11 protein-coding genes are annotated in these 13,195 nt (G+C 69.7%); 7 read left to right on the top strand and 4 right to left on the bottom strand.

The window, feature by feature from the left end; all coding sequences use genetic code 11:
* Positions 1–5: 5 nt before the first annotated feature.
* The gene (locus AX730_RS09290; protein ID WP_062355212.1) at positions 6–1,094 is read right to left on the bottom strand and encodes a helix-turn-helix domain-containing protein; all 1,089 of its coding nucleotides are present in this window, start codon (positions 1,092–1,094) and stop codon (positions 6–8) included.
* A gap of 189 nt (positions 1,095–1,283) precedes the next feature.
* On the opposite strand from AX730_RS09290, the gene AX730_RS09285 reads away from it, so the two are divergent.
* The gene (locus tag AX730_RS09285) at positions 1,284–2,087 is read left to right on the top strand and encodes a DUF2306 domain-containing protein (RefSeq protein WP_062355210.1); all 804 of its coding nucleotides are present in this window, start codon (positions 1,284–1,286) and stop codon (positions 2,085–2,087) included.
* A 6-nt stretch (positions 2,088–2,093) separates the two neighbouring features.
* Here AX730_RS09285 and AX730_RS09280 read toward each other — a convergent pair whose 3' ends face one another.
* A complete protein-coding gene (locus AX730_RS09280; protein WP_062355207.1) occupies positions 2,094–3,173 on the bottom strand; it encodes a metallophosphoesterase in 1,080 nt (359 codons plus the stop codon).
* 193 nt (positions 3,174–3,366) lie between these two features.
* On the opposite strand from AX730_RS09280, the gene AX730_RS09275 reads away from it, so the two are divergent.
* On the top strand, positions 3,367–6,264 hold the full coding sequence (locus AX730_RS09275) for a ligand-binding sensor domain-containing diguanylate cyclase (RefSeq protein ID WP_062355398.1): 2,898 nt from the start codon (positions 3,367–3,369) through the stop codon (positions 6,262–6,264).
* Positions 6,265–6,508: 244 nt separating this feature from the next.
* Here AX730_RS09275 and AX730_RS09270 read toward each other — a convergent pair whose 3' ends face one another.
* Positions 6,509–7,051, bottom strand: coding sequence for a hypothetical protein (locus AX730_RS09270; RefSeq protein WP_062355204.1), 543 nt, complete (start codon positions 7,049–7,051; stop codon positions 6,509–6,511).
* 157 nt (positions 7,052–7,208) lie between these two features.
* Here AX730_RS09270 and AX730_RS09265 point away from each other — a divergent pair, with 157 nt between their 5' ends.
* The 4 genes from AX730_RS09265 (at position 7,209) to AX730_RS09250 (ending at position 11,294) form a co-directional block, all read left to right on the top strand.
* On the top strand, positions 7,209–8,357 hold the full coding sequence (locus tag AX730_RS09265; protein WP_062355202.1) for an SPFH domain-containing protein: 1,149 nt from the start codon (positions 7,209–7,211) through the stop codon (positions 8,355–8,357).
* Between the two features lie 13 nt (positions 8,358–8,370).
* On the top strand, positions 8,371–9,696 hold the full coding sequence (locus tag AX730_RS09260) for a hypothetical protein (protein WP_062355199.1): 1,326 nt from the start codon (positions 8,371–8,373) through the stop codon (positions 9,694–9,696).
* A 10-nt stretch (positions 9,697–9,706) separates the two neighbouring features.
* The gene (locus AX730_RS09255; RefSeq protein ID WP_062355196.1) at positions 9,707–9,970 is read left to right on the top strand and encodes a hypothetical protein; all 264 of its coding nucleotides are present in this window, start codon (positions 9,707–9,709) and stop codon (positions 9,968–9,970) included.
* Positions 9,971–10,439: 469 nt separating this feature from the next.
* Complete coding sequence (locus tag AX730_RS09250; RefSeq protein ID WP_062355395.1) at positions 10,440–11,294, top strand: PA4780 family RIO1-like protein kinase; 855 nt, start codon at positions 10,440–10,442, stop codon at positions 11,292–11,294.
* Positions 11,295–11,367: 73 nt separating this feature from the next.
* Here AX730_RS09250 and AX730_RS09245 read toward each other — a convergent pair whose 3' ends face one another.
* On the bottom strand, positions 11,368–12,198 hold the full coding sequence (locus tag AX730_RS09245; RefSeq protein WP_062355392.1) for an NAD-dependent epimerase/dehydratase family protein: 831 nt from the start codon (positions 12,196–12,198) through the stop codon (positions 11,368–11,370).
* Between the two features lie 96 nt (positions 12,199–12,294).
* On the opposite strand from AX730_RS09245, the gene AX730_RS09240 reads away from it, so the two are divergent.
* The gene (locus AX730_RS09240) at positions 12,295–13,104 is read left to right on the top strand and encodes a helix-turn-helix domain-containing protein (RefSeq protein ID WP_062355193.1); all 810 of its coding nucleotides are present in this window, start codon (positions 12,295–12,297) and stop codon (positions 13,102–13,104) included.
* The last annotated feature ends 91 nt before the right edge of the window (positions 13,105–13,195 follow it).

Raw genomic sequence — 13,195 nt, 5'->3', positions numbered from 1 at the left:
CCCGGTCAGCGCTGTGCCGACGGCAGCGCGGCCTGCGTGCCGTCGTCGGCGCCGGCCTGCGCACGGCACGCTGCGCGGTACGCGCTGGGCGTGCAGTCCATCGCCGCCTTGAACGCGCGGTTGAACGGGCCCAGCGACGCGAAGCCCGCATCGCCGCTGATGTCGAGGATGCTGTCGGCGGCCTCCGGCTCCGCCAGCCGGCGGCAGGCGTAGGCGATGCGGTAACGGTTGACCATCTGGTTGAAGTTCTTCTCGCCCAGGCCTTGCGTGATCAGGCGGCTCAGCCGGTGTTCCACCGTGCCCAGCCGCTGCGCCAGGTCGACCACTTTCAGTTCGGGCTCGCGGTAGACCTGCCGCACGTCCAATTGGTGCCGGAGGGCCGCGGCGAGGCGCGCTTCCTCGCCGGTGAGGACACCGACGGCCCGCGTCGTGGACGCTGCGGCTGCCGGGGACGGCAGTGGCCTGCGGCGGCGGTGCGCCAGCGCCACGTGGGTGAATAGCACCATCGCCAGCGCGCAGGCCGCGACCACCCCCGCGCGCGATCCGGCGACCGCCGGCACGGCACCGACCAGGGTCGCCGACAGCACGCAGCCGGCGAACATGACCATGAAGGCGACGCGCAGGCGACGCTCGGACTGCGGCAGCGACGAAGACCAGCCCCGCAGCGCCTCCAGGAAGCTCAGCACCAGCAGCGTGGAACTGGCCAGCGTCAGCACGCTGTCCAGACCGGACGACCACGGCGACACGCCGCCATGCGCCGCCAGCGTGGCGCCGCGGTAGGCCGCGATCAGCAGCGCCACGCCCGCCGCGACCATCACATGCATCCTGCGCACGCCGCCCTCGCCGCGGAACAGCGCGCGCGACACCAGCCAGTATCCGTTGCAGGTCGCGCTGCCGCCGATCGCGACGGCCCAGCGCATCCACGCCGGCGCATCGACCATCCACGGCGACATCAGCGACAGCGCCATCGAGCCGCTGACCACCGCGAACAGCACCTCGGCGTCACGCTTCGGCCGCTGCCACAGCAGGAGCAGCAGCGACATCGTCGCCACCGCGACCGCGATGCCCGTCGCCACCATCTGTCCGTCCTGCATGTCGCGGCCTCCACCTGCCTGCGCACAGGGTCGATGCCACGACTGCGACCGGCAAGCCCCATCGGTCACGGATAAGCCACGGGTGAACGACGAATCCCCATCGCCGATCCGGCTGGCCGAATCGCGAATCGGCGGGACGCGCCTGCCGCCGACCGCCATCGTGCGGGCCTTCCACCCAGGAGACATCGCATGAAGGCTTCGCTTCGTCCGCCCCTCCCGTCACGCATCCTGTCCGCCGGCGCCACCCTCTGGTTCGTCACCGCCACGCTCGGGCAACTGGCGTTCGTCGCCTTCATCGTGGCGTTCTTCGGCGGCGCACTGGCGACCGGCGACCTCGCGGGGCTCAACGCGAAGCCGCATGTCACCGGCTATGTGCCCGGCGACCTCGTCGGCAACACGCAGTTCCTCGGCCATGCGGTGCTGGCCGGGCTGGTGACGTTCGCCGGCCTCTGGCAGCTGGTGCCCGCACTGCGCCGTCGCTGGCCCGCCGCGCATCGCTGGAACGGCCGCCTGTTCCTCGCCGTCGCGCTGGTCGTCACGCTCACCGGCTTCTGGCTGGTCTGGGTGCGCGGTTCACGGCTCGGCCTCGGCAGCGATGTCTCGATCAGCCTCAACGGCCTGCTGATCGTCGTCTTCGCCGTGCTGGCATGGCGCAGCGCGGTGCGGCGGGATTTCACCGCCCATCGCCGCCACGCCCTGCGCGCCTGGCTGCTGGTGAACGGGGTGTGGTTCCTGCGCATCGGCATCATGCTGGCCGGCCTGCTGCTGACGCCGCTCGGCATCAGGATCGACTACCAGGGCCCGGCCTTCATCGGTGTCAGCGTTGCCAGCTGGCTGCTGCCGCTGGCCGTGCTGGAGCTGTACTTCCGTGCCGAACGCTCGCGCCGTGCGTGGACGAAGACCGCCATGGGCATCGTGCTTGGCGTCGCCGCGCTGGCCACGCTGGCCGGCAGCCTCGCGGCCGCGGCGTTCATGTGGTGGCCGGTGCTGTGAGCGCGACTATCCCGCGGGTTTGGGTGGCGACAGCGCCAGGGTGAACCGGTTCTGCGGGGCGGTGTTGCGCTGGTCAAGCACGGGCGAGTAGTCCTGCACGTGGACGGTGGTGCGATCGGGCTGGAACTCCAGCAGCCGCAGCCAGCCATCGCCGCCATTGGCTCGCATCTGGAAATTGATCAGCATCTGGTGCACGTCGCGGCCACCGGGCGTCTGCGAGGTCAGGCGTGCCAGCCCATCGCCGAGCACGTGCCCATTGAACGTCAGGATGACGTTCTCGTGGCGGCTCACCAGTTCGCGCCACAGCGCCTCGCCATCGGCCACGTCACCGCCCGTGGCCTTGGCCATGGGATAGCTGTGCGGATTCCACGGTTGCGCTTCGCCCTTCGTCGCCCAGTCGTACCGGGTGCCGTCGTCGTACAGGTATGCATGGGTGACCAGGATGGCCTCCCAGTCGGGGTGCCTCTGCAGCACCTCGTTGGCCCAGCGCACCACGTCCGCACGCGGGCCGAATTCCAGGGCCAGCACCAGCAGCCTGCGTCCCTTCACCGACAGCAGGTGGAAGCTGTTCTCGATGCGGTCCGGCTCCTTGTCGTAGGTGCCGCCCAGCGTGGCCTGCCGGGCGAAGTGCGCCACCGGGAAGTAATCGTTGATCAGGGTGGTGCGATCGGTGCAGCGCCCGCGTTCGCCGTAGTCGTGGTTGCCGGGCACCACAACGTACGGCACCTTGCCGTGCAGCACCGCCATCGCGTCGGCGGCGCGTTGCCAGTGCTCGGGCGTGTTGTGGTCGGTCAGGTCGCCCAGCTGCAGCACGCCGACGATGTTGCGCGCCTGCTCCTGCGCGGCGATCCATTGCGTTTGCGCCATGAAGTGCTGCGGGAACGATCGGGCGTAGTACTGCGTGTCCGGCAGCACCACCAGGGTGAAGGCACCGACCGCCGGTGCGGGTGGCTCGCCGTCTTCCAGCACTGCATCGGCGTAAGGCACCACCGGATCGTCCGCCCAGCCTGTGGAGGCCATCATCGCGGGTGCGAGCAGCACGGACGCACTGCCGGCTTTCAGAAGATCACGTCGGGACATCGTCATGCAGGCACCTTCGTATCGACCGGAAGGGAGGATGCCTCGCAGGCCACCCCGCGGCAAACTGCCCGGCGAAGCGCCATGATCGGCGCGGAGGACGGCTTCGTGGCCCTCGATCCACCGTTGGCCCCGCCACTATCCAGCGCAACTGGTAGCATGGCGCGCCACCGGTTGGGGGGACCGATGCTTGGAATTCCGCATGTTCCTTGACGCGAGGCGCGCGAGCGCCCTGCTGGCCGGCGCGCTGTGTGCACTCCTGCTGCTCCCCGCCCATGCGCTGGAAGCACGGCGGGCGATCGGCCAGTTCACCCATGTCTGGTACGAGAACCAACTGCCGCAGGGCACGGTGCTGTCCATCGCGCAGCAGGCCGACGGCGCGATCTGGCTGGCGACCTACGGCGGCCTGCCGCGGTACAGCGGCGACACCTTCGAGACCATCGATCCGCGCGTCGCGCCGGCACTGAAAAGCTCGGCCATCACCGCCGTCAGCGCGGACCGCAACGGTGGCCTGTGGGTCGGCACGCTCAACGGCGGCCTGTATCGCCGGCAGGGCCGTACGCTCGAGCCGGTGCCAATGCCCGACGGCGTCGAGAGCGTGTTCGGCATCGTCGGCGACACCGCCGGCGGCCTGTGGCTGACCACCAACGCCGGCGTGGTGCGGATGGTGAACGGACGGCCCCGCCTGCTCGGCGATACCGACGGCTTTCCGCCACGCGGCTTCTACCGCGCCATCGTCGCCGACCGCGCAGGCGGCATCTGGATCGCCGCCGACGGCGTCGGCGTCGTCCATTGGCGGGACGGCCACGCGCGGCTCTACGACGAACGCGACGGCCTGCCCAGCAACGCGGTCTACAGCCTGGCCGTGGACGCGTCGGACACCGCCTGGGTCGGCACCCAGGCCGGTCCCGCATTCTTCCGCGACGGCCGCTTCCAGCGCGACCCGCACGCGGCCGCGCTCGACGGACGGCGCATCTACTCGCTCTACGGCGACCGTGACGGCAGCGTCTGGTTCGCGCCGCTGGACATGGGCCTGTGCCGCCTGGTCGCCGGCGACTTCAGCTGCGACAACACCCTGGCCGGCCTGCAGGGCGAGACCGTGCGGTCGATGTTCGAGGACCGCGAAGGCAACCTGTGGATCGGCACCACCTCCAGCGGCCTGCACCGGCTCAGCCCGTCGAAGCTGGTCACGGTGACCGGGCAGATGGTCTCCAACGCGGTGCGTGCGGTGCACCAGGTACCCGGCGGGCCGCTCTGGGTAGGCACCGACGGCGCCGGCCTGTCCCGCTACACCGGTTCGGCGCTGCAGCCGGCGGCGGACTACAACCGCCAGCTGCCCAGCCAGCTGGTGCGCGCCATCCTGTCCGACGCGCAGGGCCAGCTGTGGGTGGCCGGCACCGAAGGCGTCACCCGCTTCGACGCACGCGGCCAGGCCCGCACCTTTGGTCTCGCGGACGGCCTGCCGGGCACCATCGTGTTCGCCTTCGCCCCGGCCCGCCAGGGCGGCATGTGGACCGGCACGCTGCAGGGCGTGGCGAGGATCGACGGCACGCGGGTGGAGGTGGTGGAAGGCACGCGCGGCGACGACACCCGTGCGCTGTACGAAGACGCCGATGGGCGCTTGTGGATCGGCCTGCGCAGCGGCCTGCGCTGCCTGACCCGCGGCACCGTGGATACCTGCGGCACCGACGGCCTGCCGGGCACCAGCGTATTCGCCTTCCACCCGGCCGCCGACGGCAGCCTGTGGCTGGGCACCAGCGTCGGCATCGTGCGCGTCCGGGACGGCAAGGTCACCCGCTACCTCGAGCGCGCCGGCTTCCATGGCGACGCGGTATTCGCGCTGCTCGACGACGATCGCGGCAACGTCTGGTTCAGTTCGAACCGCGGCATCGGCCGCCTGCCCAGGGCCGGCTTCGCCGCGCTCGACCGCGGTGAGGTGCGGCAGATTGCCCCGCACTGGTACGGTACCAGCGACGGCATGCTCAACGCGCAGGGCAACGGCGCGTCGCAGACACCGGCGGACCGCAGCGACGACGGCCGGCTCTGGTTCGGCACCGCCAAGGGCGTGGTGATCGTCGATCCCGACCGCATGCGGGGCAATCCGCAATCGCCGCCGGTCTCGATCGAGCGGATGCTGGTGGACGGCGGGGACGTGGATCCGCAGGCAGCCGCTCGACTCGGCCCCGGCGTGGGGCGGCTGGAACTGCAGTTCGCGGCGATGAGCTACGTAGCACCGTCGGCCGTGCGTTACCGCTACAAGCTGGAAGGCTTCGATCGCGCCTGGAGCGAAGCCAGTGCCGGCCGGGCCGCGTATTACACCAATCTGCCGCCCGGCGATTACGTGTTCCGGGTGATCGGCAGCAACAACGACGGCGTATGGAACGAAGCCGGCGCGCAACTTCGCTTCACCCTGCTGCCGCGCTGGCACCAGACCTGGTGGTTGCGCACGCTGGTGGCGCTGGCGGCACTGGGCTTGCTCGGCGCGGCCGTGCGGTGGCGCCTGCGCTCGGCGCGCGAGCGCGAGCGTGCGCTGACCCATGAAGTGGCCCAGCGCACCGACGCACTGCGCGAAGCGAATGCGCGCCTGGAACACCTGGCCGCCAGCGACGCGCTCACCGGCATCGCCAACCGCCGCGAGTTCACCCGCTGCCTGCAACTGGCCTGGGACGACCATGCCCGCCGCGATGCGTCACTGGCCGTGCTGCTGATCGACGTAGACGAGTTCAAGGCCTACAACGACAGCTACGGCCACCTGGGCGGCGATACCGCGCTGGCCACCCTCGCCACGCGCCTGGCCGACAGCCTGCGTGGCCGCGACGGCCTGGCCGCACGCTACGGCGGCGAAGAGTTCGCCGTGCTGCTGCCCGACTGCGACGCCGACACGGCGCTCGCCCTCGCCGAACAACTGGTGGCCGACGTGCGAGGCCTCGCCCTGCCCCACCGCGCCTCCAGCGTGGCCGGCATCGTCACCGTCAGCCTCGGCGCCGCCAGCCTGCATCCGGCTCAGGGCGGCACGCCCGATGCCTTGCTGCATGCGGCGGATGCCGCGCTGTATCGCGCCAAGGACGAAGGCAGGAACCGGGCGTTGCCGGCGAAATGATGGTGGCCCGCCCTTTGCCGTAGGGCGGGCTCAAGCCCGCCGTCGCGGCGTATCGGCGCTCGTCCAATCATTCGCACGCATCTAAATCGCGATGCTCCGCCCGGAAGCCCCACGACGGACGCATCAACACGGCGGGCCTGGGCCCGCCCTACCGGGATCGTGTCGCCGTAGGGCGGGCTCAAGCCCGCCGTCGCGGACCATCCGGCCTCGCGACTTCCCGTCGAAGAGCACCACGACGGAGAGATCAACATGGCGGGCTTGAGCCCGCCCTACGAGGATCCGAGGTGTGCCAGCAGCGCTCGGCATAGGCGTCTGAGCCATAGCGCCCCGCATCGAACACCCCACCCGCACCAGCGATCGCGGCCGGTCCGGAGACCGTCGGTTTCGCCACGATGACGACTTGCCACGGCGCGTCGTCGTGGTCGGCGTCCTCGCTCCTGCGCACCTCGACGGCGGCCACGTTGGCGGTGCTCAACCTCGTGGTGGTGCGGCGGCCCCAGGCGCGGCGCTGGACGAGGATGGTGCGTGGCGGATACGTCCACACGTCACCCCAGCCCGACGGGCCGGCGCGCATGAACTGGACGCCCACGTACCCCGCGCCGCCGATGATGATCGCGAAGAATGGCGTGGCGATGTTCAGCGGCCACAGCCCACCGCCGAGTTCCCACAGCGTGATGCCGATGGCGAACGCACCCGCGACAACGCAACCCACGCGGATCGGCCACGGGAATGCGCGGCGCACCAGCGGCAGGTCGGCTTCGAAGACGTCGGCATCGTCGGCGCGCATGCCGCATCGTAGCCGGAACCGGTGTTGCCGCTCGCGTAACGATTTCGCAACGTTCTTGCACCCATGACCTCTGCGCCATGGACACCGCGTATCGCTCTGTATACTCGGAGCGGCATGGCGGATGCCCTTATCCGCCGACGAATCACGGAGCGATGTCATGGGTCTTGTACAGGCGGTGGTGGGTGCGGTCGGTGGCGTGCTGGGCGACCAGTGGAAGGATTTCTACACGGTGCCGGCAGGCCTGCCGTCGACGGCGGCGCTGTTCGCCGCGGTGCCCCAGGGCACCAATGCCGGGCGTGGGTCCAACACCAGCGGCTCGACCAACATCATCACCAACGGCTCGAAGATCGTCGTGCCCGAAGGCTATGGCCTGCTGCTGATGCAGGACGGCGCGATCACCGCGTTCGTCGCCGAGCCGGGTGGTTACGAATGGCGTTCGGATGACATCAACTCGAAGTCGATCTTCGCCGGCGACGGCATCGTCTCGACCTTCATCACCCAGAGCTGGGAGCGCTTCAAGTTCGGCGGCCAGCCGGGTTCGCAGCAGGCGGCGTTCTTCGTCTCACTGAAGGAACTGCCGGACAACCGCTTCGGCACGCAATCCGAGATCTACTGGGACGACGGCTTCCTCAACACCCAGGTCGGCGCGGTCACGCGCGGCTCGTACACGCTGAAGATCGTCGACCCCATCCTGTTCGTGAAGAACTTCGTGCCGGCCAAGTACCTCGCCGCCGGCCAGGTGTTCGACTTCACCGACCTGGACAACGCCGCCGCCACCCAGCTGTTCAACGAAGTGGTGGGCTCGCTCGCCCCGGCGTTCAGCCTGTACACGAACGATCCGTCCAAGGGCAACCGCATCACCAAGCTGCAGCAGGATTCGCTGGGCTTCGCGCAGAGCCTGTCGGCGGCAGTGGAACAGGGTTACCAGTGGAGTTCGGATCGCGGCCTGGCCATCGTCAAGACCGCCATCGTCTCCATCGAGTACGACGCCAACACGCGTGAACTGCTGAAGACCGTGCAGCGCGCCGACGCGCTGTCCGGCGCACGCGGCAATTCCAACCTGCAGGCCAGCGTCGCCCAGGGCATCCAGTCCGCCGGCGAGACCGGCGGCGCGGCCGGCCTGATGGGCGTGGGCATGGCCACCGGCATGATGGGCGTCGGCACCCTGCAGCAGCCGGCCGCCCCCGCAGCGCCGGCCGCGGAGGATCCGGTCGCGAAGCTGAAGAAGGCCAAGGAGATGCTCGAGCTCGGCCTGATCACGCAATCCGACTACGACGCGCTGAAGGCGAAGGCCCTGGGCCTGTAAGCGGACGCCACGCATGTCCACTCCGCTCCGTCCAGCGCCTCCGCCGCTGCCGCCGGTGCCTCCTGCGCTGGGCCCCGGCTCGCCGCAGGAAGTGCCACCGTTGCCCGGGAGTTTCCCGGTCGACCCCGCCACCCTGCCCGACGCCATCCGCGAGGAACTCGAGGCGCCCGATCCGGTCGCCCTCGATACCGCCTCGGCCGAGCTGAAGGACGGGCAGAACCGCTGCCCGAAGTGCGGCGCCACCGACATACGCCAGAAGCCGGGCAGCGACGTGCTGGTCTGCCTGTACTGCCGCAACGAGTGGGTCGGCGAGCGCGTCGAGGAAGCGTTCGGCTTCGGTGAAGGCATCGCCGACCTGCGCGGCACCGTCATCGCCTCGGGCGCGCGCGACATCCAGGCCGACACCGCCGTCCTGATGACCTTCAAGTGCACCGGCTGCGGCGCCGAGGTCACGGTGAACACGCAGAACGCCATGACGGCGCGATGCCACTGGTGCCGCCACGTGTTCGGGGTCAACGAGCAGATCCCCAACGGCGCCGTGCCCGACGCGGTGCTGCCGTTCCACATCAAGAAGGACGATGCGGTCGCGCGCATCCGCCAGTTCGTCGACAAGCGCAAGCTGTTCGCGCTGAAGGCGTTCAAGGAGCAGTTCTCGCCGGAGAACGTCGTCGGCGTGTACCTGCCGTACATGATCGTCGACGGCAACGCGAGCGCGGCGGTGGCCGGCAAGGGCGAGATCCAGACGCGCAAGTACACGCGCGGCACCGAGAAGAACAAGCAGACCTACTACGACGCCGACATCTACCGGGTGGAACGGGCGGTGGACTTCACCGTCGACGACCTGCCGCTGGAATCCTCGCGCGAGCGCGGCAACCTCGACACCCAGGCCAACACGCAGAACATCATCAACACCATCCTGCCGTTCGACACCAAGAACGCGGTGAAGTGGAACGCGTCCTACCTGTCCGGCTTCACCTCGGAGAAGCGCGACACCGACGTCGAACAGCTGCGGCCACGACTGGAAGACCAGCTGCTGTCGATCGCGCGCGCGCAGGTGCACGGCTCGGTCGGCCGCTACGACCGCGGCGTGCGCTGGGAACAGGAGCGCCTGGACGTGCACGGCACGCGCTGGGTGTCGATGTACCTGCCGGTGTGGCTGTACTCGTACCACCAGCCCGGCAGCAACGGCGGCATGCTGCACTACATCGCGGTCAACGGCCGCACGGGCGAGACGATGGGCAGCGTGCCGGTGCAGCAGTGGAAGCTGCTGCTCACTGCGCTGACCGTGGGCACCTTCCTGGAGGGCATCGCCCTCTGGATCATCTGGGCCGGATCATGAGCAACGACACATGAGCGACGACAACGGCCTATGGCTGCTGGCCCTCGGTCCCACCGGGGCCGCGGCGCTGTACTGGGCGATCTACCGGTACTACCGCAACACCGACAAGTCGCACGCCTTCGAGAATGAAACCGATATCGAGGCCAAACCCGTCACCGGCAACGACCGCAAGGTCGACACCGTCACCGGCACCCAGCGCACCCGCATCGACGGCGACAACGTCGCCGCCTACCGCCAGCGCGTGACGCGGGTCCGCGACGACGGCGGCTCGTAAGGCAGGCCTAAGCCCGCCGTGCGCCGTTCACTTCTCCCCGTGTAAAACGGGGAGAAGGTGCCGAAGGCGGATGAGGGGCGCTTTCCCCTCCGCCTGCGCGAAACATCTCCCGCGCACTCACCGCGGTTGCATCGCCACCCGCAGTCGACGACCGACGGATGCACCGCGCACGGTGCAACACAGCGCTCGCTCCTCATCCGCCCTCCGGGCACCTTCTCCCCGCACGCGGGGCGAAGGGAAAAGCGGCACCTCCCGCATCGGGGCGGAAAAGCCGCGACCCACCCGCCGTTCCCTTCTCCCCGTGAACGACGGGGAGAAGATGCCGAAGGCGGCTGAGGGGCGCTTTCCCCTCGGCGCACGCGATGCGGCTTTCACATTCACATTCGGGACCGCGCTGCCTGCACGCCGTGCCGTGTTCGGGCACACTGCCCGCCCGTCGCGGCGTTCGCCGCGCGCCTGCAAGGATGCCGTGAAGACCCCTGCCAGCCTGCTGATGCTGATCGACGAAGGCGTCATCGACGAGGTGCTGCGCCCGCTCAAGAGCGGCAAGGAAGCGGCCGTCTACGTGGTGCGCGCGGGCGACGACGTCCGCTGCGCGAAGGTCTACAAGGACATGGCGCAGCGCAGCTTCCAGAAGCGCGCGCAGTACCAGGAAGGCCGCAAGTCGCGCGGCAGCCGCGAGGCCCGCGCGGTCGCCAGCGGCAGCCGCTACGGCCGCAAGCAGCAGGAAGCCGAATGGAAGAACGCCGAGGTCGACGCGCTGTACCAGCTGCGTGAGGCCGGCGTGCGCGTGCCCGAGCCCTACGGCTTCTTCCACGGCGTGCTGGTGATGGAACTGGTCACCGATGCCGAAGGCTTCTCCGCCCCGCGCCTGGGCGAGATCGAACTCACGCCGGAACAGGCCCGCGAGTACCACGCCGTGCTGGTGCGCCAGGTCGTGCGCATGCTGTGCTGCGGCCTGATCCACGGCGACCTGTCAGCGTACAACGTGCTGGTCGGTCCCGACGGCCCGGTGGTGATCGACTTTCCGCAGGTGGTCAGCGCCGGCGGCAACAATGCCGCGCGCACCATGCTGCTGCGCGACGTCAACAACCTCACTGCCACGCTCGGCCGCTGGGCGCCGGAACTGCTCGACACCTGGTATGGCGAAGAGATGTGGGTGCTGTTCGAAGCCGGCACGCTGCTGCCCGACACGCCACTCACCGGCCGGTTCACCCCGGACGAACGCAGCGTCGACCTCGACGGCGTGCGTGATGCGATCAACGATGCGCGTGAGCTGGCCCTGATCCGCCAGCAGGGCCGCGAGGCGCAGGACGAGGATTGATCCTCACGTAGGGCGGGCTCAAGCCCGCCATCGCGCACCGCGACGACCCGATGTAGCGGCGATCAAAGCAGGCTTACGCCTCCCCCGCCCTCACCGCATCCGCCAGCCGCGGATACACGGGCCGGAAGCCAAGATCTTCGCGGATGCGCCGTCCATCCATCACGGCGGAGAACGCCTTCGCACGCTTCGGGTCCGAGCCATCCGGCGGCGGCTGGCCGACCGCGGCGAACAGCGTCGCCAGGTCCGGCGCTTCATCGTCCACCACGTTGTAGATGCGATATGCCGGTGACGCCTTGTCGAGCAGGCGGATGACGGCCTGCGCCACGTCGGCATGATGGCCAAGCGACATGCGCTGGTCCGGCGGGAACGTGCGCATGAACGGCACCACGTCCTGGATATGCGGATCGCCGTCGCCGTAGACGAACGGCAGCCGCAGCACGCGCACGTCGAGACCGTCGATCGCCAGTAGCATCCGCTCGGCCGCCAGCTTGCTCTGCGGGTAGGCATCGACCGGCGCGCAGGCATCGTCTTCCTGCGACGGCACGCCCCCGTCCGGCCCATAGACCAGACCGGTGCTGGTGAACACGAAGCGCGCCACGCCGGCCTCGCGCGCTGCCTCCGCCAGATGCTGCGTGCCCAGGTTGTTCACCGCATGCGCCTCTTCCGGCGTGGCGCCGCGGAAGAACGCCGCGCAATGCACCACCGCGTCCACGCCCTCCACGGCTGCCGGCAATGAGGCCGGCTGCATCAGGTCACCGATGGCGAGCTGGATGCCGTTGTCCGACAGGTCGGTTGCACGCGCGGCATCGCGCACCAGAGCACGCACCGCGTGTCCCTGCTGCACCAGCCGCATCGCGAGTCTGCTTCCCACTTTTCCGGTCGCGCCGGTTACGAGTATGTTCATGGGGGCCACGATAGACGCCACATCGTCCGACGCATTGGAAAAACCGGCCATCGCACATGGGTTGCGGCAGCGGCATCCCGTGACCACAATGCCCCCATGCCGTCCGCCCTCGCCCGCTCGCCTGTGACCGCTGCCGGTGCCGACCTGCGCCCGGTCGTCGGATGGACGGCGAGCGACTACCCGCGCGACCGCCAGCGCGTGGCCATCCCCCAGGTGGAAGCGCAGCTCGTCGTGCGCTTCGGGCCGACCCTGCCGGACGGCGTCGACGTGCACGCGATGGGGCCGCGCAGACAGGTCCATCGCAAGTTCATCCGCGGCGGACAGCGTGCGGTGATCGCGCGCCTGCGCCCCGGCACGTATGAAGCGGCGCTCGGTGTCTCGGCCTCGGCGTTGCAGGGCGGCCCCGTACCGCTGGACGCCTTGTGGGCCCCGGCCCAGGTGCAGCGCCTGCGCGAACACCTCGCCAACACGGCCGATACGCAGGCTGCCGGTGCGCTACTCGACGCCGCGGTGTCGTCGCGTGCGGCACGGCGGCCGACGGTCGTCGCTACACCGGCGTTCCTCGCTGCCGCGCTGGAACGGCTGCAGGTCGCCAGCCTCGGTCATGTCGTGCGCGATCTCGGCATCAGCGAACGCCACCTCCGCCGCGTACTGCACGACACGCTCGGCCTCAGCCCCAAGACGTATGCGCGCCTGAAGCGCTTCGAACACGCGGTACGCGCCGCGCAAGCCGCCGGCACGGTCAACTGGTCCGCCATCGCCGCCGACACCGGCTACTACGACCAGGCCCACCTGATCGCCGACTTCCATGCCATCGCCGGCAGTACGCCGACCACACTGATGGCGGAGTTGCGCGAAGGCGCTGGCGATATCGCCGATCGCACGCATACCGCCTGGGCCGGGTAAGGCCGAAGGCCGCTCCCGGGGTGATGCATCACCCCCCGCGATCAGCGGTTGCAGCGCGCATGGTGCGACGCCGCGCCGGCCCCTTATCCGT

The sequence above is a fragment of the Pseudoxanthomonas mexicana genome, assembly GCF_001556105.1.
In the GTDB taxonomy this organism is placed as follows: Bacteria; Pseudomonadota; Gammaproteobacteria; order Xanthomonadales; family Xanthomonadaceae; genus Pseudoxanthomonas_A; species Pseudoxanthomonas_A mexicana_A.
This window is presented reverse-complemented; position numbering and strand designations above follow the sequence as displayed.

Coding starts and splice junctions, on each gene's coding strand:
- AX730_RS09290 (WP_062355212.1), bottom strand. CDS start 1,094: ATGCAGGACGGACAGATGGTGGCGACGGGCATCGCGGTCGCGGTGGCG.
- AX730_RS09285 (WP_062355210.1), top strand. CDS start 1,284: ATGAAGGCTTCGCTTCGTCCGCCCCTCCCGTCACGCATCCTGTCCGCC.
- AX730_RS09280 (WP_062355207.1), bottom strand. CDS start 3,173: ATGACGATGTCCCGACGTGATCTTCTGAAAGCCGGCAGTGCGTCCGTG.
- AX730_RS09275 (WP_062355398.1), top strand. CDS start 3,367: ATGTTCCTTGACGCGAGGCGCGCGAGCGCCCTGCTGGCCGGCGCGCTG.
- AX730_RS09270 (WP_062355204.1), bottom strand. CDS start 7,051: ATGCGCGCCGACGATGCCGACGTCTTCGAAGCCGACCTGCCGCTGGTG.
- AX730_RS09265 (WP_062355202.1), top strand. CDS start 7,209: ATGGGTCTTGTACAGGCGGTGGTGGGTGCGGTCGGTGGCGTGCTGGGC.
- AX730_RS09260 (WP_062355199.1), top strand. CDS start 8,371: ATGTCCACTCCGCTCCGTCCAGCGCCTCCGCCGCTGCCGCCGGTGCCT.
- AX730_RS09255 (WP_062355196.1), top strand. CDS start 9,707: ATGAGCGACGACAACGGCCTATGGCTGCTGGCCCTCGGTCCCACCGGG.
- AX730_RS09245 (WP_062355392.1), bottom strand. CDS start 12,198: ATGAACATACTCGTAACCGGCGCGACCGGAAAAGTGGGAAGCAGACTC.
- AX730_RS09240 (WP_062355193.1), top strand. CDS start 12,295: ATGCCGTCCGCCCTCGCCCGCTCGCCTGTGACCGCTGCCGGTGCCGAC.